Raw genomic sequence first — 19848 nt, 5'->3', positions numbered from 1 at the left:
AGAGGTACGCGTGAGCCTGCAGCTAGTTCAGATCATTGAGGTCCTGGGAGGGGCGCTTCGGCAAGGAGATCCAGCGATGGAGATCCAGGCGATTGCCTCGCTCGAAGATGCCGGTCCGCAGGACTTCAGTTTTCTCAGCAACCCCAAGCTGCAGGCCCAGATGCTGGCCTCCAAGGCCGGCTGCATCGCCGTCAGTGCGCAGATGCAGGAGCAGGCGCGCCAGCGTGGCGGCGCCTTCCTGATGGTGGACAACCCCTACCTCTACTTTGCGCGGCTGACGCAGCTGTGGCGCAAGCACCATGCGATACGCCCGGTGCCCGCCGGTATCCACCCCTCTGCGGTGGTGGAAGAGGGTGCCATCGTGCACCCTTCTGCGTCCATTGGGCCGCTGTGCCATGTGGCCAGCGGGGCCGTCATCGGTGCCGATTCGGTGCTGACCTCGCGCGTGACCGTCGGGGCCGACTGCGTGCTGGGCGAGCGTGTGCTGGTGCAGCCCGGTGCGGTCATCGGCGGCGACGGCTTTGGCTTTGCCAATGAGGGCGGGCGCTGGATCAAGATTGAGCAACTGGGTGGTGTGCAGATCGGCGATGATGTCGAGATCGGCTCGAACACCTGCATTGATCGCGGAGCGCTGCGCGACACGATCATTGCCAATGGCGTGAAGATCGACAACCAGGTGCAGATCGGCCATAACGTCGAGATTGGTGAGCATTCGGCCATGGCCGGCTGCGTCGGCATCGCCGGAAGCGCCAAAATCGGACGCCATTGCACGATTGGAGGGGCTGGAATGATTCTTGGCCACCTGGAAATCGCCGACAATGTACATATTTCGGCGGCCACCGTGGTCAGTCGCTCGATCAGGCAGCCCGGTCAGTACACCGGCTTCTTTCCTATCGACGACAATGGCAGCTGGGAAAAGAACGCCGCTACCCTAAAACATCTCCATGCGTTGAGGGACCGAATCAAGGCCTTGGAGCAAACTCAGAAAAACGGCTAAGCCGAGTTCACAATGATGGATATTCAAGCAATTCTCAAGCAGCTGCCTCACCGCTACCCCTTCTTGCTGGTGGATCGCGTGCAAGAGCTTGAGCGCAACACCCGCATCAAGGCGATCAAGAACGTCACCTTCAATGAGCCGTTCTTTACCGGTCACTTCCCGGGCCGCCCTGTGATGCCTGGTGTGCTGATCCTGGAAGCCCTGGCGCAGGCCGCTGGCCTGCTGGCCTTTGATGCCATGGGCCAGGTGCCCGATGAAAACAATATCTACTACTTCGTCGGTATCGACTCGGCGCGCTTCAAGCGCCCGGTGGTGCCGGGAGACCAGCTGGTGCTGGAGATCACCATTGACCGCGTGCGCGGCGGTATCTGGAAGTTCAATGCCGTGGCCAGCGTGGAAGGCGAAGTCGCCGCAGAAGCACAGCTGATGTGCACCATGCGCCACGTGGAATAACGGTAGATGACGGCGGTCAGTCCCATCCACCCCACGGCGATCGTTGACCCTGCGGCCCAGTTGCACCCCACGGTGTCAGTTGGGCCGTACGCAGTTATTGGCCCCCAGGTTTGCATTGGCGCCCACACCAAGGTGGGGACGCACTGCGTGATCGAGGGTATCACCACGATCGGTGAATCCAATGTGATCCATTCGCATGCTGCTCTGGGCGGCGTGCCGCAGGACAAGAAATACGCAGGCGAGCCGACTCGGCTGGAGATTGGTGACCGCAACACCATTCGCGAGTTCTGCACCTTCAACACCGGCACCGCCCAGGATGGCGGCGTAACCCGTGTCGGCGACGACAACTGGATCATGGCCTATGTGCATATTGCCCATGACTGCCAGGTCGGCAACCAGACCATCCTGGCCAACAATGCCACCTTGGCCGGTCATGTGCATGTGGCCGACTGGGCCATCATCGGCGGTCTGTCGGGCGTGCACCAGTTCACCAAGGTGGGCGCCCATGTGATGGCCGGTTTTGCCAGCCATATCAGCCAGGATGTGCCGCCGTTCTGCATGGTCGACGGCCACCCGCTGGCGGTGCGCGGTCTCAACCTGGAAGGCCTGCGCCGGCGCGGTTTCAGTGCCGAGCGCCTGGCGGTCATCAAGCAGGCCTACCGGCTGCTGTACCGCAGCGGCCTGACCTTGCAGGCGGCCGTTGAAGCGCTGGACAACCTGCAGGGCAGCTGCGAGGCCGAAGCCCAGGCCGATGTGCAGCTGATGCTCGACTTTCTGCAGCAATCCAAGCGCGGCATCGTGCGCTGATGGCTGTGCCTGCCGTCATGGACCCGCAGCAAGAGATGTTTTTGGCCATGGTGGCCGGCGAGACCTCGGGCGACCTGCTCGCTGGCCTGGTGCTGCAGGGCCTGGCTGCTGATTTTCCCGGCCTGCGCTCGGCTGGCATTGGCGGGCCGCGCATGGCCCAGGCCGGGTTTGAGGCCTGGTGGCCCAGCGAGCGCCTGGCCGTGCATGGCTACAGCGCCGAGCTGGTCCGGCGCATCTGGGGTATTTTGCGCATCCGCAAGCAACTGGTGCAGCGTTTGACGGCGCAGCCGCCTCGGCTATTCGTCGGTGTCGATGCGCCCGATTTCAACCTCGGTGTCGAAGAGCGGCTGCGCGCCCAGGGCATCAAGACGGTGCATTTTGTCTGCCCCTCGATCTGGGCCTGGCGCCCAGAGCGGGTGGAGAAGATCCGCCGCTCGGCCGATCATGTGCTGTGCATTTTCCCATTTGAGCCCGCCTTGCTGGCCCAGCACGGCATTGCCGGCACCTATGTGGGCCATCCGCTGGCCAATGTGATCCCGCTGCAGCCCAACCGTGCAGCGGCACGCCAGCAGCTGGGCTTGCCGCTGGAGGGCGAAGTGCTGGCCCTGCTGCCGGGCAGCCGCGCCTCGGAAGTCAGCTACATCGCCAAGCCATTCTTTCTGGCCGCCGCGCGCCTTTTGCAGGCGCGACCTTCGCTTACAATCGTCGTCCCTGCCGTTCCGGCTTTGCGCGCACGCATTGATGCGCTGGCTGCTGAATGCGGGATATTGGAGCGCATCCGGGTACTGGATGGCCAGTCGCATCTGGCGCTGGAGGCCTGTGACTGCACCTTGATCGCCAGCGGTACCGCCACCTTGGAGGCGGCGCTGTTCAAGCGGCCCATGGTCATCAGCTACCACATGCATGCCATCAGCTGGCGCTTGATGCGCCGCAAGCAGCTGCAGCCCTGGGTGGGCCTGCCCAATATCCTGTGCCAAGACTTTGTCGTGCCCGAGCTCCTGCAAGAGGCGGCGACGCCCGAGGCCTTGGCCGAGGCAGTGGCGCAATGGTTGGACGCGCCACGCCTTGATCCAGCACGCCTGGCCCAGTTGGAGCAGCGTTTTCATGACCTGCACCTGGAACTGCGCAGGGATACCCCAAAGCTTGCTGCCGATGCCATCCAAAAAATTCTCTCTGCCTGACCAGGCCTCCTTGCCTTGGCATCCGCCGGGCTTGGTTGCGGGTGTGGATGAGGCAGGGCGGGGCCCCTTGGCGGGCCCGGTGGTGGCGGCAGCGGTCATTCTGGATGAGCGCTCGCCCATTGCCGGGCTGGCCGATTCGAAGAAGCTCACGGCGCGCGCCCGCGAGCGTCTCTATGACGAGATCTGCGGCAAGGCGCTGTGCTGCTCGATCGCACAGGCCTCCGTCGAAGAGGTCGATGGCCTCAATATCCTGCAAGCCACGATGCTGGCCATGCAGCGTGCGGTCAACGGCCTGCGCCTCAAGCCCGTGCGCGTGCTGGTTGACGGCAACCGCATTCCGCGCCTGGAGATGCCGGCCGAGGCCATCGTCAAAGGCGATGCGCTGGTGCAGGCCATCTCGGCGGCATCGATCCTGGCCAAGGTGCACCGGGACCGCTGGTGCCAGGACATCGACCGGCTCTACCCGCAGTACGGTTTTGCCGCGCACAAGGGCTATGGCACCGCCGTTCACCTGGCGGCGCTGCAGAGCTTTGGTGCCTGCCCTGAGCACCGGCGCTCGTTCTCTCCGGTGGCCCAGGCGATGGCCTTGGTCAAGACGGGCGCCTAAACCTCCGCCCTCGCTGTTTGCAGGCGCCAAGCCTGCGCAAAGGAATCATCTGTGTCCCCTGCTGCGCATCCTCCCGTTTTTATCCAGTCGCGTGACAATGCCTTGGTCAAGGATTTACGCCGTTTGATGGAAGAGGGTGCGGCCTACCGCAAGCAGGGGCGCTACTGGATCGAGGGCGACCACCTCTGCCGCGCAGCGCTGACGCGTGGCGTCAAGCCGGCAGTGGCCGTGTTCTCCGAGAAATTCTGGCAGTCGCCCGAGAACGTCTATGCCCATGCGGCCGCTCGCAACATCGTCATCGACACGGCCTTGTTGGCCAGCCTCAGCCCGCTGCCATCGCCTGCGCCTTTTGGCTTTTTGATGGATCTGCCGCTGCAGCAGGCGGGTATCCAGCCCGGCGTGGCCGCCGTGGTGCTGGACCGTGTGCAGGATGCCGGCAATGTGGGCTCCATCTTGCGCAGTGCCTCGGCCTTTGGTTTTGGCCAGGTGATTGCGCTCAAGGGATCGGCTGCGCTGTGGAGCGGCAAGGTGCTGCGCGCCGGCATGGGTGCGCATTTTGCGCTGCACCTGGTCGAGAATGCCTCGCAGGACGATGTGCTGGCCTTGCAGCAGCCGATGCTGGTCACCAGCTCGCACCAGGGCGACTGGCTGCACCGCGCCGCCTTGCCCTGGCCTTGCACCTGGGTCATGGGCCATGAGGGGCAGGGCGTGTCCGAGCCCTTGCAGGCGGTGGCCCAGCAGCACATCCGCATCACCCAGCCTGGGGGTGAGGAGTCGCTCAATGTGGGCGCGGCAGCGGCCATTTGCCTGCATGCCAGTGCGGCAGCGCGCGCCGATTGATGCGGCTGCAGCGGGCACTGGGGTAGGCTCTGCCAGTAATAACGAGTATGCGCATTGCGTAAATTTGCTGTTGTAACTACGCTCTGCGTTGGTGCGCTTCTGCGCAGAGTGTGTAATTTTTAGCGATTTGACCCTCAAATCATCCCCTGCCTCCACTCAGATTGCAGCTTGCACGCTACAATGGGTGGCTTTCAAGTAATCACGTCGCCCGGCTGCACTCAAAGCAATCTCTCATAAGCACAGTCTTCGCGGTGATCCTCAGGGACACCACAGACTCCGGGCGACCCGTAACCATCCGGAGAACCCAGTGTTTTTGTCTCAACAGAGCGCGTTTCCTCCCGCCATCCTGGCGCTCGCAGACGGCACGGTCTTTATTGGCAACTCAATCGGTGCGCAAGGCACCACGACCGGCGAAGTGGTGTTCAACACCGCGATGACCGGTTACCAGGAAATCCTCACCGACCCCAGCTACTGCCAGCAGATCGTGACACTCACGTATCCGCACATCGGCAACTACGGGATCAATGCGGAAGATATTGAGTCCGACAAAGTCTTTGCTGCTGGCCTGATCATCAAGAATCTGCCCCTGCTGGCCAGCAATTTCCGAAGCACGGAAACCTTGTCGGAATACCTGGTCCGCAGCAAGACGGTCTCCATCGCCAACATCGATACCCGCAAGCTCACCCGCCTGCTGCGCGACAAGGGTGCGCAAAACGGCGCCATCGTCGGTCTGGCCGCTGGCGAGCAGGTCTCGCAGGCGCGCATCGACGAAGCCATCGCCGCCGCCCAGGCCGCGCCCAGCATGAAGGGTCTGGACCTGGCCAAGGTGGTCAGCGTCTCGCAGTCCTACGAATGGGTGCAGACCGAGTGGCAACTGGCGCGCGCCGATGGCACGCCCGGCTACGGCAAGCTGCAGGACCATGCCTTCCACGTGGTCGCCTATGACTACGGCGTCAAGAAGAACATCCTGCGCATGCTGGCCGAGCGCGGCTGCCGCGTGACGGTGGTGCCCGCCCAGACGCCTGCGGCCGAAGTGCTCAAGTACCAGCCCGATGGCGTCTTCCTGTCCAACGGCCCTGGCGACCCGGAGCCCTGCGACTACGCGATCGACGCTGCGCGCACCATCATGGACAGTGGCGTGCCGACCTTTGGTATCTGCCTGGGCCACCAGATCATGGCGCTGGCCTGCGGTGCCAAGACCTTCAAGATGCAAAACAGCCACCACGGTGCCAACCATCCGGTCAAGGATCTGGACTCGGGCCGCGTCTGCATCACCAGCCAGAACCATGGCTTTGCCGTGGACCTGGACACCCTGCCGGCCAACACCCGTGCCACGCATGTGAGCCTGTTCGATGGCACCTTGCAAGGCATGGAGCGCACCGACCGCCCGGCCTTCTGCTTCCAGGGCCACCCCGAAGCCTCGCCAGGCCCGCATGACGTGTCGTACCTGTTCGACCGTTTTGTGAACCTGATGCGCGAGCACAAGAAGGCCTGATGCCAGGCGCCTGTTGCCCGCGCCCGAACCTGCACACGATGAACCCAAGGAATATGCTGCCGTGAAACTGTTTTCTTTTCCTGTCGCCACCTTAGAGAAAGCGATCAGCAAACGCATCATGACCTTGCCTGCCGAGCACAAGGAATGGTTCATGGCGCGCTGGCAGCAAAAGCCCTACAAGAAATCGTTCCTCGACAACAAGGCCTTGCCGCTGGTGACCATCGTGTCCAAGTGCAAGACCATGACGGACGAGGAATTCGACCAGGTGATGGCCGAGTGGGACGCCAAGTTCTACGAAGCCGAGGCGCAGGTTCTGCGCCCCATGGTGCAAGGGGATGGCCTGCTGCAGCTGATGCAAAAGAGCCTGCCCGAGGCCCGTGTCCTGGCCATTTTGAACAAATTAGATACCGACCGCGTATAAACCCAGCGCTGGGCGGCTGCCTACCAGGGTAGCCAGCCAGCGCGCGCGACTGCAAGGCGAGCCTCATGTCTAAACGCACCGATCTCAAAAGCATTCTCATCATTGGCGCTGGCCCGATCATCATCGGCCAGGCCTGCGAATTCGACTACTCCGGCGTGCAAGCCTGCAAGGCGCTGCGCGAGGAGGGCTACAAGGTCATCCTGATCAACAGCAACCCTGCGACGATCATGACCGACCCGGCCACAGCCGATGTCACCTATATCGAGCCCATCACCTGGCAGACGGTCGAGAAGATCATCGCCAAGGAGCGCCCCGATGCCATCCTGCCGACCATGGGTGGCCAGACCGCGCTGAACTGCGCGCTGGACCTGTGGAAGAACGGCGTGCTCGACAAGTACAAGGTCGAGCTGATCGGCGCCAAGCCCGAAGCCATCGACAAGGCAGAAGACCGTCTCAAGTTCAAGGACGCGATGACCAAGATCGGGCTGGGTTCGGCCCGCTCGGGCATTGCGCACAGCATGGAAGAGGCCTGGGATGTGCAGCGCCAGGTGGGCTTCCCCACCGTGATCCGCCCCAGCTTCACCCTGGGCGGCACCGGCGGCGGCATTGCCTACAACCCCGAAGAGTTCGAAGTCATCTGCAAGCGCGGTCTGGAGGCATCGCCCACCAACGAGCTGCTGATCGAAGAGTCTCTGCTGGGCTGGAAAGAGTACGAGATGGAGGTGGTGCGCGACACCGCCGACAACTGCATCATCGTCTGCTCGATCGAGAACCTGGACCCGATGGGCGTGCACACCGGTGACTCGATCACCGTGGCCCCTGCCCAGACCCTGACCGACAAGGAATACCAGATCCTGCGCAATGCCTCGCTGGCCGTGCTGCGCGAGATCGGTGTGGACACCGGTGGCTCCAATGTGCAGTTCTCGATCAACCCCAAGGATGGCCGGATGGTCGTCATCGAGATGAACCCGCGTGTCTCGCGTTCGTCGGCACTGGCCTCCAAGGCCACGGGTTTCCCGATTGCCAAGATCGCGGCCAAGCTGGCCGTGGGCTTCACCTTGGATGAGTTGAAGAACGACATCACCGGTGGCAAGACCCCCGCGTCGTTCGAGCCGACCATCGACTACGTGGTCACCAAGATCCCGCGTTTTGCCTTCGAGAAATTCCCGACGGCCGACAACCGCCTGACCACGCAGATGAAGTCCGTGGGTGAAGTGATGGCCATGGGCCGTACCTTCCAGGAGTCCTTCCAGAAAGCGCTGCGCGGCCTGGAAGTGGGCGTGGACGGCATGAACGAAAAGACCCAGGACCGCGAGATCCTGGAAAAGGAACTGGGCGAGCCCGGTCCCGACCGTATCTGGTATGTGGGCGATGCCTTTGCCGCCGGCTGGTCGCTCGATGAAGTGCACAACATCACCAAGATCGACAAGTGGTTCCTGGTGCAGATCGAGGAGATCGTCAAGCTCGAGCTGGCACTGGACAAGCACACCGAAGCCCAGGGCGACGACAAGGCGCTGGCTGCACTGTCGGCCGATGATCTGCGCAGCCTCAAGCAAAAGGGCTTCTCCGACCGCCGTCTGGCCAAGCTGCTGCACACGAGCGACAAGGCCGTGCGCGAAGCGCGCCATGCGCTGAATGTGCGCCCCGTGTTCAAGCGCGTCGATACCTGCGCGGCCGAGTTCTCGACCAACACGGCCTACATGTACTCGACCTACGACGAAGAGTGCGAAGCCCAGCCCAGCGACAAGAAAAAAATCATGGTGCTCGGCGGCGGCCCCAACCGCATTGGCCAGGGTATCGAGTTCGACTACTGCTGCGTGCATGCCGCGCTCGCGATGCGCGAAGATGGTTATGAAACCATCATGGTCAACTGCAACCCCGAAACCGTCTCGACCGACTACGACACCTCGGACCGCCTCTACTTCGAGCCGGTGACTCTGGAAGACGTGCTGGAAATCGTGGCCGTTGAAAAGCCCGTGGGCGTGATCGTGCAGTACGGTGGCCAGACCCCGTTGAAGCTGGCGCTGGCGCTGGAAGAGGCCGGTGTGCCGATCGTCGGCACCACGCCGGACATGATCGACGCGGCCGAAGACCGTGAGCGTTTCCAGCAGATGCTGCAGACGCTGAACCTGCGCCAACCGCCCAACGCCACCGCGCGTACCGAGGCGCAGGCGATGGAGCACGCCCGCGAGCTGGGCTACCCGCTGGTGGTGCGTCCCAGCTACGTGCTGGGCGGCCGCGCGATGGAGATCGTGCACGAAGAGCGTGATCTGGAGCGCTACATGCGTGAAGCGGTCAAGGTCTCCAACGACTCGCCCGTGCTGCTGGACCACTTCCTGTCCAACGCCATCGAGTGCGATGTGGACTGCGTGCGTGACCGCACCGGCAAGGTGTTCATCGGCGGCGTGATGGAGCACATCGAGCAAGCGGGCGTGCACTCCGGTGACTCGGCCTGCTCGCTGCCGCCTTACTACCTGAGCAAGGCGACGGTCGACGAGATCAAGCGCCAGACCGCAGCCATGGCCGAAGGCCTGAACGTGGTGGGCCTGATGAACGTGCAGTTCGCGATCCAGGAGCGCGACGGCAAGGACATCATCTATGTGCTGGAAGTGAATCCTCGCGCATCGCGTACCGTGCCTTTTGTCTCCAAGGCCACCGGCATCCAGCTGGCCAAGGTGGCCGCACGCTGCATGGTGGGCGACACGCTCGAAGAGCAGGGCATCACCCAGGAAGTGACGCCTCCGTACTTCAGCGTCAAGGAAGCCGTGTTCCCGTTTGTCAAGTTCCCCGGTGTGGACACCATCCTCGGCCCCGAGATGAAGTCCACGGGTGAGGTGATGGGTGTGGGCAAGACCTTTGGCGAAGCCTATGTCAAGAGCCAGCTGGGCGCAGGCACCAAGCTGCCCCGCTCGGGCAAGGTGTTCCTGACCGTGAAGAACGCCGACAAGCCACGCGCCGTGCAGATTGCCAAGGAGCTGGCGAGCATGGGCTTCCAGCTCTGCGCCACCCGTGGCACTGCGGCTGCGATTGCCGATGCCGGTATCGAGGTGCAAACGGTCAACAAGGTGACCGAGGGCCGTCCCCACATCGTGGACATGATCAAGAACAATGAAATTGCGATGGTCATCAACACCGTGGAAGAGCGCCGCAACGCCATTGCCGACTCGCGTGCGATCCGCACCAGTGCTTTGCTGGCCCGCGTGACCACCTTCACGACCATCTTTGGGGCCGAGGCCGCTGTCGAAGGCCTGCGCAACATGGATGACCTGGAGGTGTACTCGGTGCAGGAGCTGCACGCCAGCTTGCAGCACTGATCGCATCGCCGTTGGCCGATTTTTGTTGCAAGGCTCAAAAATCGGCATAATAGAGACTGCCTCGCAACCGCCGCGCTCCCCAGCGCGGCGGTTTGCTTTTGAACCCCCGCCGCATAGCAGGCGGATGATGTCTATCAGATGCCAGCCACAGCGCTGGCATCGCGACTGTTTGTGGAGACCGAGATGGCCACTATCCCCATTACCAAGCGCGGTGCAGAAAAGCTCAAAGAAGAGCTGCAACGCCTCAAGACCGTGGATCGTCCCGGCGTCATCGCGGCCATTGCGGAAGCTCGCTCGCATGGCGATCTGAGCGAAAACGCCGAATACGATGCGGCCAAAGACCGCCAAGGCTTTATCGAAGGCCGTATCCAGGAAGTGGAGGCCAAGCTGTCGGCCGCCCAGATCATCGACCCCTCGCAGCTCGACGCGGGCGGCAAGGTGGTGTTTGGCGCGACCGTGGACCTGGCCGATGAGGACAGCGGCGATCCGGTGACCTACCAGATCGTCGGCGAAGACGAGGCCGACCTCAAGCAGGGCCTGATCAATGTCTCCAGCCCGATTGCCCGTGCGCTGATCGGCAAGGAAGAGGGCGACACCGCCGTCGTGCAGGCCCCCGGTGGCGAGCGCCGCTACGAAGTCGTGGCCGTGCGCTACCTCTAAAGCCATCGGCCACTGCGCACCGAGCCCGCGATGAAAAACCGTCTGCCCGTTTTCGCAGCCGCCCTGTGGTGGGGCAGTCTGTCGGCCATCGGCTTCATGGCCGTGCCCATGCTGTTTGCCAACCTGCCGCAGGCATCGATGGCGGGCTTCATGGCCGCCAAGCTGTTTGCGGCGCAGACCTGGGTGTCGCTGGCCTGCGGCTTGGTGCTGCTGGTGCTGGCCAAGGACAAGGCCAGCAACACCATCGAGCGCTGGGCGCGCGCGGCATTGGGCTTTGTGCTGGCCGGCATGCTGATGGCGCTGGTCGTGCAGTACGGCATCTCGCCCAAGATCGTGCAGCGCGAGAACCTCAAGCTCTGGCACGGCCTGGGCACCTTGCTGTATGCGCTGCAGTGGCTGTGCGCGGCCCTTGTGCTGTGGCGGACATCCGCACCCGCACCACGGGCTTGATCTGGCCCAAGGCAATCGCCCGCCGCCGCGCTACACTGGGCGGGCCATGCAATCTCCCATCGTTTCCATCGACGCCAATGACTGGCGCAACACACCGGGCCGTCCGGAATGGACGGCCGCCGTTGAATCGGGCAAGGTGCTGTATTTCCCCCAACTCGCGTTTGCGCTCTCCGAGCAGGAAAAGACGCTGCTGCGCCCCGATGTGCGCGACCCCAAGTCGCGCAACATCAGCCTGAATGTGGATGGCAGCATCAAGGGCGTGGCCGGTGATGCCGCCACGCAGGCTGCCGTGGCGGCCATGGTCACGCGTTTTCGCGCGCAGGCCACCGCGCTGATTGCCGGTCTGTTCCCCGACTACATGCCGCTGGTGCGCATGGCGCCCACGAGCTACCGGCCCTCACAGGTCGAGACCCGTGCCCAGTCCTGGCGTGCCGACGACAAGCGCATGCATGTCGACGCCTTTCCCTCGCGGCCCAACTACGGCGAGCGCATCCTGCGCGTGTTCAGCAATGTCAATCCCGATGGCCAGCCCCGTGTCTGGCGTGTGGGTGAGCCTTTCGAGGATGTGGCGCGCAAGTTCTTGCCACGCGCCAAGCCCTATGTGGCCTGGCAGGCCAAGGCCTTGGCGATGCTGCATGTGACCAAGTCGCTTCGCAGCGAATACGACCACCTGATGCTGCAGCTGCACGATGGCATGAAGGGCGACATGGATTACCAGCGCAATGCGCCGCAGGAGACCGTGCCCTTTGCTGCCGGCTCCAGCTGGGTCTGCTTTTCGGACCAGGCGGTGCATGCGGTGATGTCGGGCCAGTACATGCTGGAGCAGACTTTCTTCCTGCCCCCGGGCAAGGAATACAACCCCGATGCAAGCCCGCTGGCGATCTTGACGCGCATGCAGGGCCATGCGCTGGTGGCAGCTGACCAGCGCTAAACCTGCTGCGCCAAAGCCCGCTGCGGGCCAAAAAAAGGCGTTGATCGCAGGGATCAACGCCTTTGGTTTTTTATGCGCAGGGCGGCTTAGCCCCAGGCCTTTTCAATCCAGCGGGCCGGCTGGATATGGTGGAAGCGCTTGTTGCGCAGGCCTTGCAGCGCGTCGGGCGGGTTGACCTCACCGTGGAAGATGACGATGCGCGCATCGGCGGGCGGCACCGGCTCCTTCCAGTAGTTGCTCGGCCAGGTGGGGATGCAGTAGTACTTGAAGCTCGGGCACCAGGCAGCCGGCCAGTAATCGAGCTTGCCCTGCTGGTGCAGAAAATGCGACAGGTACTCCTGCTCATTGCGGTACTGGGCGCGCAGCTGCTCGGTGTTGGCACGGAAGTTGGCCAGCACATCGGCATGGGCGCCCAAGGTGAAGCGGTAGACCGAAGAGTTGCCGACAATGCGCTCGCCAAAGCGCCAAAAACGCGGGTAGTCATGGATGATGCGAAATTCACCCGGCAGGGTGAAGAACTCATCGATGCTGCCGACGATCACCACATCCAGGTCCAGGAACAGCGCCTGGCCTTGCAGACCATACAGGTCCTGCTCGAAGGTGGTGAGCTTTTTCCAGGCGCCATCCCGCTGGCCGGGGGCCAGATGGATGTTCAGGTCCGGAATCGGGTGGCATTCCACTTCGCTGCGAATCCCTTGCGTGTCGTCGGTCAGGCAGACAAAGCGAAAATCGCCACTCAGATGGCGGCGAACCATGGCGTACAGCCGATTGACATAGTCGGGGCCATATTTGGTACCCCATTTCATGCAAAGGATGTGGCGATCGGTCACACTAGCTGCCCTGCTGCTTTTTGATCGACTTTTGCTTGGGCTTGGCGCGCTTGACCTGGCCGCCGGCCGTCAGGCGCTGGTTACCCAGGATGCGGATCTGCTTGACTTCGGGCTTTTGCCAGACGTTCTTGCTGAACTTGAGCACCTTGACTTCGCGCGGACCGGCCTTGCGGTCTTCGTCGAGTTGCTTTTCCTTCTCGGGCATCGGGCGCCACAGGACCAGCAGCTTGCCGATGTGCTGGATAGGCGCTGCATTGAGCGAGTCGGTCAGCTTCAGGAAGATGGCCTCGCGGTTGGCGCGGTCATCGGAGAAAACACGGATTTTGATCAGGCCATGGGCATTCAGGGCCAGGTCGACCTCTTTTTCGACGGCTTCGGTCAAGCCGTCACCGCCAATCAGAACCACGGGGTCGAGGTGGTGGGCTTCGGCGCGGTGCTCGCGACGTTGGGCGGGAGTGAGTTGTATTTGGGGCATAGCCCGTATTATCGGGGCTCCGGGGAGAAAACATGAAAGTAAGTACTAAAACCAAGAAGGTCAACAAGACTTGGCTCAATCAGCACATCAATGACCCCTATGTGCGGGCCGCGCAAAAAGACGGCTACCGCGCCCGTGCGGTCTACAAGCTCAAGGAAATCGATGAGCATTTCAAGCTGATCCGGCCGGGCGATGTGGTGGTCGATCTGGGCTCCACGCCTGGCGCCTGGAGCCAGTACGTGCGCCGCCGCCTCTCGCCCGAGGGTGCTGCGGTGGGGGAGCTCAATGGTGCCATCATCGGGCTGGACATGCTGCCGATGGAGCCCATCGAGGGTGTGGACTTCATCCTGGGCGATTTCCGCGAGCAGGAAGTGCTGGACCAGCTGGAGAAAACCTTGGCCAAGCGCCGCGTCGATGTGGTGATCTCGGACATGGCGCCCAACCTGTCAGGGGTGGAGAACGTGGATGCCGCCCGTATTTCGCATCTGATCGAGCTGGCCGTGGACTTTACCTGCCAGCACATGAAGCCCGAGGGCACCTTGGTGGTCAAGCTGTTCCACGGCAGTGGTTACTCGCAACTGGTGGATTTGTTCAGGCAGACCTTCCAGGTGGTCAAGCCTTACAAACCCAAGGCCTCGCGCGATAAATCCTCGGAAACCTATTTGATCGGCATGCGCCTCAAGCCCGAGGCGCAGCGCTGAGCACCCTTGGCAAACTGCCTGCTTTAGTGCGGCATGCACAGAGGGCGCTGAAACACTGAGACAATAGGCTTTACTGAGCAATCCTGCGTGCCACCAAGGGGAAAGCGCAAGCATTGACCCTTGAAAGTCCTAAAATAGTGCATATCTGACATAACAGATTCTGTGTCTTTCCCGATTTCCTACTACTGGAGCCCCCTTGAACAATCAGTGGTTTTCTAAGATCGCCGTATGGCTTGTCATTGCCATGGTGCTGTTCACCGTGTTCAAGCAATTGGACAACCGTGCAGGCGCCAGCGCGAACAAGATCCCGTATTCCGAGTTTTTGCAAGATGTCCGCAATGGCCGCATCAAGACTGCGACCCTGCAGGAAAGCCCTGCCGGCACGGTGATCACGGCGACCACGGGCGACGATCGCAAGCTCCAGACCACGGCGACCTACATGGACCGTGGCCTGATTGGCGACCTGATCAACAACAACGTCAAGTTTGACGTGAAGGAGCGCGAAGAAGGCTCGCTGCTGATGAGCCTGCTGATCAGCTGGGGCCCGATGCTGCTGCTGATCGGCGTCTGGGTCTACTTCATGCGCCAGATGCAAGGCGGCGGCAAGGGCGGTGCATTCAGCTTTGGCAAGTCCAAGGCGCGCATGCTCGACGAAAACAACAACAGCGTCACCTTTGCCGATGTGGCCGGTTGCGACGAGGCCAAGGAAGAAGTCAAGGAAGTCGTCGACTTCCTCAAAGACCCCAACAAGTTCCAAAAGCTCGGCGGCCGCATTCCCCGTGGTCTGCTGCTGGTCGGCCCTCCCGGTACCGGTAAGACCTTGCTGGCCAAGTCCATTGCCGGCGAAGCCAAGGTGCCGTTCTTCTCGATCTCGGGTTCGGACTTCGTCGAAATGTTTGTCGGCGTGGGCGCGGCCCGCGTGCGCGACATGTTCGAGAACGCCAAGAAGAATGCGCCTTGCATCATCTTCATCGACGAAATCGACGCCGTCGGCCGCCAGCGTGGCGCCGGCATGGGCGGTGGCAACGACGAGCGCGAGCAGACCCTGAACCAGATGCTGGTCGAGATGGATGGTTTCGAGACCAATATGGGCGTGATCGTGGTGGCTGCCACCAACCGCCCCGACATTCTCGATGCCGCCTTGCTGCGCCCAGGCCGCTTTGACCGCCAGGTCTACGTGACCCTGCCCGATGTGCGTGGCCGCGAACAGATCCTGAATGTGCACATGCGCAAGATCCCGGTGGGCCAGGATGTGAACCCCAACATCATCGCCCGTGGCACGCCCGGCATGTCCGGTGCTGATCTGGCCAACCTCTGCAACGAAGCTGCGCTGATGGCTGCCCGCCGTAACGCACGCACCGTGGAGATGCAGGACTTCGAAAAGGCCAAGGACAAGATCTTCATGGGCCCAGAGCGCAAGTCTGCGGTGATGGACCCCGAAGAGCTGAAGAACACCGCCTACCACGAAGCCGGCCACGCGCTGATCGGCAAGCTGCTGCCCAAGTGCGATCCGGTGCACAAGGTCACCATCGTGCCGCGTGGCCGTGCGCTGGGCGTGACCTTCACGCTGCCCGAGAAGGACCGCTACGGTTACGACAAGGAATGGGCACTGAGCCGTATCGCGATGCTGTTTGGCGGCCGGATTGCTGAAGAAGTCTTCATGAACCAGATGACCACGGGTGCATCGGACGACTTCAACAAGGCCACCCAGCTGGCGCGCGACATGGTGACCCGCTACGGCATGACCGATGCGCTGGGCCCGATGGTCTACGCCGAGCAGGAAGGCGAGCCCTTCCTGGGCCGCTCGATGAGCAAGCCCAGCAACATCAGCGAAGAGACCATGCAGAAGGTGGACGCCGAAGTGCGCCGCATCATCGATGAGCAATATGGTCTGGCGCGCCGCCTGATCGAAGAGCACAGCGACAAGATGCATGCGATGGCCAAGGCCATGCTGGAGTGGGAAACCATCGATGCCGAGCAGCTGGACGACATCATGGCGGGCAAGGCACCGCGCCCGCCCAAGGACTGGACGCCACGCAACCCACCGTCGAGCAGCAATGACGGCGGCGCAGGCGGCAGCCCCACCGTGGTGACGGAGCCGGCACACACCCCGGTCTGATCACGACAGACCCTGGCGAAAAGCGCTCTGCCCGAGCGCTTTTCTTATTTTTAAAGGACACCTCTGATGCGCCACTGGCAAACCACCCGCTTTCGTATTGACCTGACTGCGCCGCAAGTGATGGGCATCGTCAATGTCACGCCGGACTCGTTCTCGGACGGCGGCAGCCACGAGGGCGTCTCGGCCGCGATGATCCATGCGGAAAAGCTGCTGGCTGATGGCGCGCATATCCTGGACATTGGCGGTGAGTCCACCCGCCCGGGCAGCCCTGCGGTGCCGCTGGACGAAGAGTTGCGCCGGGTGCTGCCGGTGGTCAAGGCTGCGGTGGCCTTGCAGGTGCCGATCTCGGTCGATACCTACAAGCCCGAGGTGATGCAGGCGGTGCTGGATCTAGGCGCGGACATCATCAACGACATCTGGGCGTTGCGCCAGCCAGGCGCGCAGGCGGTGGTTGCGGCCCACCCGCAATGCGGCGTCTGTCTGATGCACATGCATGCCGATCCGCAGACCATGCACCAGGAGCACATGGCCGCTCTGGGCGATGTGGCGGCCGAGGTGCTGGATTTTTTGCAGACCCAGACCCGCAGCCTGGAGGCGCTGGGTGTGCAGACCGAACGCATCGTCTGGGATGCCGGCACCGGCTTTGGCAAAAGCCCGGGCCAGAACTTTGCGCTGCTGCAGCAGCAGCCCCGGCTGGCTGCGGCCGGCTACCCGCTGCTGGCGGGCTGGTCGCGCAAGGGCTCGCTGGGCAAGGTGACGGGGCGGGTGGTGGCCGAGCGCATGCCCGCCAGCATTGCGGCGGCGCTGCTGTCGGTCGAGCATGGCGCGGCCATTGTGCGTGTGCACGATGTACGCGAGACCTGCGATGCGCTGGCCGTGCTGCAGGCGATGCGCGCCCCGCAATCTTTGGATACCCAGGGCTGACGCGGTTTGCGCCTGGCATCGTTGGTCAGGCGCTACACTGCTACTGCGCCATACACCACCGATGGCGCGTTTTCACTTTCTCTCAGGCCCCCCACAAGCAAGAACACTATGGCACGACAGTATTTTGGAACCGATGGCATCCGTGGCACGGTAGGCAAGCCACCGATCACCCCTGACTTTGTGCTGCGCCTGGGCCATGCCGTGGGCCGGGTGCTGCGCCGCGAGCAGGAGCGCCCGACGGTGCTGATCGGCAAGGACACGCGCATCTCGGGCTATATGCTTGAGAGCGCGCTGGAGTCGGGACTCAATTCGGCCGGTGTCGATGTGGTTCTGCTGGGCCCGTTGCCGACCCCGGGCGTGGCCTACCTCACGCGCGCCCAGCGCGCCAGCCTGGGTGTGGTCATCAGCGCCAGCCACAACCCCTTTGACGACAACGGCATCAAGTTCTTCAGCGCCGAAGGCGCCAAGCTGCCCGACAGCTGGGAAGAGTCGGTGGAAGCGGCTCTGATGGAGGGCTTTGACTGGGTGCCCTCCGCAGCGCTGGGCAAGGCCCGCCGCCTCGATGATGCTGCAGGCCGCTATATCGAATTCTGCAAGAGCACCTTTGACCACCGGCTGACCTTGCGCGGCCTCAAGATCGTGGTCGATGCAGCCCACGGCGCGGCCTACCATATTGCGCCCAAGGTCTTCCATGAGCTGGGCGCCGAGGTCATCACCATTGGCTGCAATCCGGACGGCCTCAACATCAACCAGGATGTGGGGGCCACCCATCCCGATGCGCTGGTGCGCTCGGTGCGCTCCAACGGCGCCGATCTGGGCGTGGCGCTCGATGGCGATGCCGATCGGCTGCAACTGGTCGATGCCAAGGGCCGGCTCTACAACGGCGATGAGTTGCTCTACCTGATGGCCATGGACCGCCTGCGCCGGGGCAAGAAGCTGCCCGGCGTCGTGGGCACCTTGATGACCAACCTGGCGGTGGAAACCGCCTTGCAAAAGCAGGGCGTGGAGCTGGTGCGTGCCAAGGTCGGTGACCGTTATGTGCTCGAAGAGCTGCAGCGCCGCAACTGGGTGCTGGGCGGTGAGAGCTCGGGCCACCTGCTGGCGCTGGACAAGCACACCACCGGCGATGGCCTGGTGAGTGCCCTGCAGGTGCTGCAAGCCTGCGTGAGCCGCAACCAGAGCGTGGCCGAGCAGCTCGATGGCGTGGATCTGTGCCCCCAGGTGCTGCTCAATGTGCGGCTGCAGCCGGGCCAGGACTGGCGCAACAACAACAAGCTGTTTGAACTCGAGCGCAGCATCACCGACGACTTTGCCGGCCAGGGCCGGGTGCTGATCCGGCCCAGCGGTACCGAGCCGCTGCTGCGCGTGATGGTCGAGGCCTTTGATGCGGCCCAGGCCAGCCGCTGTGCGGAACAATTGGCCGAGGTAGCCCGCCAGTCCTGATGTGTAGCTGCGTGTAAGCAGTGTTTTGAAGGCAGTTGTTGTAGGAGTGCACCTTCATGCAACTGTCATGTTTTGCACATGGCGCTGTCATCTGCGGGCAGGACACTGAAAGCGCTCTGTATCAGCCCGTCGAGCAGCCGGGGCCGCACGGCGGTCTGGCACCATGCAAGGGCGGCAGGGCGCTACAGGAGCTCTGCCATGCACAACAAACACAGCTTTTTCAGCGCATCCGAGACCGCCATTGTCACGCCCTCGGCGCCGAAACCGCAGGCGACCCTGCCTGCAACCGCCGCGGCGGCCAACCCGCTGGACATCGAGGTCTCCTGGGCCTGCCACCTCGACGAGGTGCGCGAAGCCCAGCGCCTGCGCCACCAGATTTTTGCCGGCGAGATGGGCGCGCAGCTGCAAACCAGCCTGGAAGGCCATGATGTCGATGGCTTTGATGACTACTGCGAGCACCTGCTGGTGCGCCAGGGCCAGAGCAAGCAGGTGATCGGCACCTACCGCCTGCTGACCCCCGCCCAGGCCTTGCGCGCCGGCCGCACCTATTCTGACGGAGAGTTTGACCTGAGCGCCATTGATGCATTGCGCCCGCGCATGGTGGAACTCGGCCGCAGCTGCGTGCATCCGGACTACCGCCAGGGCGGGGTGATCATGGCGCTGTGGGGCGCGCTGGCCAGCTTCATGCTGCGCAACAAGCTCGATGTGATGATGGGCTGCGCGAGCATCCCCATGTGGCACAACGGGATTGTCAGTGGTGATGCCGCTGCCAGCATCTGGCGCCAACTGCTGGCCAAGGGCCAGATCTCCCATGAATACAGCGTCGTGCCGCACCTGCCGCTGCCCCTGGAGCAACTCAACGACCAGGTCGATGTGGAGCCGCCTGCGCTGATCAAGGGCTATCTGCGCGTCGGCACCGAGGTGATCGGTGCGCCGGCCTGGGATCCAGACTTCAATACCGCCGATCTGCCGATGCTGATGCAGCTCGACCGCCTGCCTGCGCGCTACCGCAAGCACTTTCTGGGTTGATGGCGCAAGCCGCTTGCAAGCGCTGCGCCTCCCCTTCCGAAGGACGCCGGGCGCAAGTGACGGTTCACCTCTCGGGTCCATTCCAAGGCGGCAACGTAGGCATACAGAATGGATGCATATAGGCCTAGTGGAAAGTCCTCATAATCAAAACACTGCTTGTGCTGCAGGCGG

19 protein-coding genes are annotated in these 19848 nt (G+C 62.9%); 17 read left to right on the top strand and 2 right to left on the bottom strand.

Features of this window, described 5'->3' with window-relative positions; translation table 11 throughout:
• Positions 1-10: 10 nt before the first annotated feature.
• From lpxD to WH303_RS16875, 12 genes are all read left to right on the top strand, one after another.
• The gene (gene lpxD / locus WH303_RS16930) at positions 11-997 is read left to right on the top strand and encodes a UDP-3-O-(3-hydroxymyristoyl)glucosamine N-acyltransferase (protein WP_339519907.1); all 987 of its coding nucleotides are present in this window, start codon (positions 11-13) and stop codon (positions 995-997) included.
• A gap of 12 nt (positions 998-1009) precedes the next feature.
• Positions 1010-1450, top strand: a complete 441-nt coding sequence (fabZ, locus tag WH303_RS16925) for a 3-hydroxyacyl-ACP dehydratase FabZ (protein WP_021026566.1) — start codon at positions 1010-1012, stop codon at positions 1448-1450.
• 6 nt (positions 1451-1456) lie between these two features.
• Positions 1457-2257, top strand: a complete 801-nt coding sequence (gene lpxA / locus WH303_RS16920) for an acyl-ACP--UDP-N-acetylglucosamine O-acyltransferase (protein ID WP_021026567.1) — start codon at positions 1457-1459, stop codon at positions 2255-2257.
• Complete coding sequence (gene lpxB / locus WH303_RS16915; RefSeq protein WP_339519904.1) at positions 2257-3438, top strand: lipid-A-disaccharide synthase; 1182 nt, start codon at positions 2257-2259, stop codon at positions 3436-3438. The genes lpxA and lpxB overlap by 1 nt, the downstream gene beginning before the upstream one ends.
• Positions 3410-4045 (top strand): ribonuclease HII, encoded by a 636-nt coding sequence (rnhB, locus tag WH303_RS16910; protein WP_027010822.1) that lies wholly within the window; start codon positions 3410-3412, stop codon positions 4043-4045. Before lpxB ends, rnhB begins: the two co-directional genes overlap by 29 nt.
• Positions 4046-4096: 51 nt before the next feature.
• Entirely contained in the window at positions 4097-4885 is a 789-nt protein-coding gene (locus WH303_RS16905) for a TrmH family RNA methyltransferase (RefSeq protein ID WP_339519902.1), read from the top strand.
• A gap of 307 nt (positions 4886-5192) precedes the next feature.
• Positions 5193-6380 carry a glutamine-hydrolyzing carbamoyl-phosphate synthase small subunit gene (carA, locus tag WH303_RS16900; RefSeq protein WP_021026571.1) on the top strand — a complete coding sequence of 396 codons (1188 nt, stop codon included), beginning with the start codon at positions 5193-5195 and terminating at the stop codon, positions 6378-6380.
• A gap of 61 nt (positions 6381-6441) precedes the next feature.
• Positions 6442-6801, top strand: a complete 360-nt coding sequence (locus WH303_RS16895) for a hypothetical protein (RefSeq protein WP_027010823.1) — start codon at positions 6442-6444, stop codon at positions 6799-6801.
• Positions 6802-6866: 65 nt separating this feature from the next.
• Positions 6867-10115, top strand: a complete 3249-nt coding sequence (gene carB / locus WH303_RS16890) for a carbamoyl-phosphate synthase large subunit (RefSeq protein WP_021026573.1) — start codon at positions 6867-6869, stop codon at positions 10113-10115.
• A gap of 183 nt (positions 10116-10298) precedes the next feature.
• Positions 10299-10775, top strand: a complete 477-nt coding sequence (gene greA, locus WH303_RS16885) for a transcription elongation factor GreA (RefSeq protein WP_027010824.1) — start codon at positions 10299-10301, stop codon at positions 10773-10775.
• 30 nt (positions 10776-10805) lie between these two features.
• Positions 10806-11225, top strand: coding sequence for a DUF4149 domain-containing protein (locus tag WH303_RS16880; RefSeq protein WP_339519899.1), 420 nt, complete (start codon positions 10806-10808; stop codon positions 11223-11225).
• A gap of 46 nt (positions 11226-11271) precedes the next feature.
• Positions 11272-12156, top strand: coding sequence for a Kdo hydroxylase family protein (locus tag WH303_RS16875; protein WP_339519897.1), 885 nt, complete (start codon positions 11272-11274; stop codon positions 12154-12156).
• Between the two features lie 86 nt (positions 12157-12242).
• Here WH303_RS16875 and WH303_RS16870 read toward each other — a convergent pair whose 3' ends face one another.
• Positions 12243-12962 carry a hypothetical protein gene (locus WH303_RS16870; protein WP_021026577.1) on the bottom strand — a complete coding sequence of 240 codons (720 nt, stop codon included), beginning with the start codon at positions 12960-12962 and terminating at the stop codon, positions 12243-12245.
• A gap of 25 nt (positions 12963-12987) precedes the next feature.
• Positions 12988-13461 (bottom strand): YhbY family RNA-binding protein, encoded by a 474-nt coding sequence (locus WH303_RS16865; RefSeq protein WP_021026578.1) that lies wholly within the window; start codon positions 13459-13461, stop codon positions 12988-12990.
• Positions 13462-13493: 32 nt separating this feature from the next.
• Here WH303_RS16865 and WH303_RS16860 point away from each other — a divergent pair, with 32 nt between their 5' ends.
• The 5 genes from WH303_RS16860 (at position 13494) to WH303_RS16840 (ending at position 19677) form a co-directional block, all read left to right on the top strand.
• Positions 13494-14162 (top strand): RlmE family RNA methyltransferase, encoded by a 669-nt coding sequence (locus WH303_RS16860; RefSeq protein ID WP_021026579.1) that lies wholly within the window; start codon positions 13494-13496, stop codon positions 14160-14162.
• A gap of 196 nt (positions 14163-14358) precedes the next feature.
• A complete protein-coding gene (ftsH, locus tag WH303_RS16855; protein ID WP_021026580.1) occupies positions 14359-16281 on the top strand; it encodes an ATP-dependent zinc metalloprotease FtsH in 1923 nt (640 codons plus the stop codon).
• A gap of 66 nt (positions 16282-16347) precedes the next feature.
• Complete coding sequence (gene folP / locus WH303_RS16850; RefSeq protein ID WP_445228302.1) at positions 16348-17205, top strand: dihydropteroate synthase; 858 nt, start codon at positions 16348-16350, stop codon at positions 17203-17205.
• 108 nt (positions 17206-17313) lie between these two features.
• Positions 17314-18648, top strand: coding sequence for a phosphoglucosamine mutase (gene glmM, locus WH303_RS16845; protein WP_339519895.1), 1335 nt, complete (start codon positions 17314-17316; stop codon positions 18646-18648).
• Positions 18649-18846: 198 nt separating this feature from the next.
• Positions 18847-19677, top strand: coding sequence for a GNAT family N-acetyltransferase (locus tag WH303_RS16840; protein ID WP_339519894.1), 831 nt, complete (start codon positions 18847-18849; stop codon positions 19675-19677).
• Positions 19678-19848: the final 171 nt, after the last annotated feature.

This window comes from Comamonas sp. MYb69, assembly GCF_037479315.1.
In the GTDB taxonomy this organism is placed as follows: domain Bacteria; phylum Pseudomonadota; class Gammaproteobacteria; order Burkholderiales; family Burkholderiaceae_C; genus Comamonas.
Note: the sequence above shows the minus strand (reverse complement) of the source record. Positions and strands in the feature narration are given on the sequence as shown.

What these genes read in the sequence shown, in the direction of transcription:
- WH303_RS16880 (WP_339519899.1), top strand. Translation starts at nt 10,806, where the DNA reads ATGAAAAACCGTCTGCCCGTTTTCGCAGCCGCCCTGTGGTGGGGCAGT.
- rnhB (WP_027010822.1), top strand. Translation starts at nt 3,410, where the DNA reads ATGCCATCCAAAAAATTCTCTCTGCCTGACCAGGCCTCCTTGCCTTGG.
- WH303_RS16865 (WP_021026578.1), bottom strand. Translation starts at nt 13,461, where the DNA reads ATGCCCCAAATACAACTCACTCCCGCCCAACGTCGCGAGCACCGCGCC.
- WH303_RS16860 (WP_021026579.1), top strand. Translation starts at nt 13,494, where the DNA reads ATGAAAGTAAGTACTAAAACCAAGAAGGTCAACAAGACTTGGCTCAAT.
- folP (WP_445228302.1), top strand. Translation starts at nt 16,348, where the DNA reads ATGCGCCACTGGCAAACCACCCGCTTTCGTATTGACCTGACTGCGCCG.
- fabZ (WP_021026566.1), top strand. Translation starts at nt 1,010, where the DNA reads ATGATGGATATTCAAGCAATTCTCAAGCAGCTGCCTCACCGCTACCCC.
- WH303_RS16840 (WP_339519894.1), top strand. Translation starts at nt 18,847, where the DNA reads ATGCACAACAAACACAGCTTTTTCAGCGCATCCGAGACCGCCATTGTC.
- WH303_RS16870 (WP_021026577.1), bottom strand. Translation starts at nt 12,962, where the DNA reads ATGAAATGGGGTACCAAATATGGCCCCGACTATGTCAATCGGCTGTAC.
- carB (WP_021026573.1), top strand. Translation starts at nt 6,867, where the DNA reads ATGTCTAAACGCACCGATCTCAAAAGCATTCTCATCATTGGCGCTGGC.
- greA (WP_027010824.1), top strand. Translation starts at nt 10,299, where the DNA reads ATGGCCACTATCCCCATTACCAAGCGCGGTGCAGAAAAGCTCAAAGAA.
- WH303_RS16875 (WP_339519897.1), top strand. Translation starts at nt 11,272, where the DNA reads ATGCAATCTCCCATCGTTTCCATCGACGCCAATGACTGGCGCAACACA.
- lpxB (WP_339519904.1), top strand. Translation starts at nt 2,257, where the DNA reads ATGGCTGTGCCTGCCGTCATGGACCCGCAGCAAGAGATGTTTTTGGCC.
- glmM (WP_339519895.1), top strand. Translation starts at nt 17,314, where the DNA reads ATGGCACGACAGTATTTTGGAACCGATGGCATCCGTGGCACGGTAGGC.
- lpxA (WP_021026567.1), top strand. Translation starts at nt 1,457, where the DNA reads ATGACGGCGGTCAGTCCCATCCACCCCACGGCGATCGTTGACCCTGCG.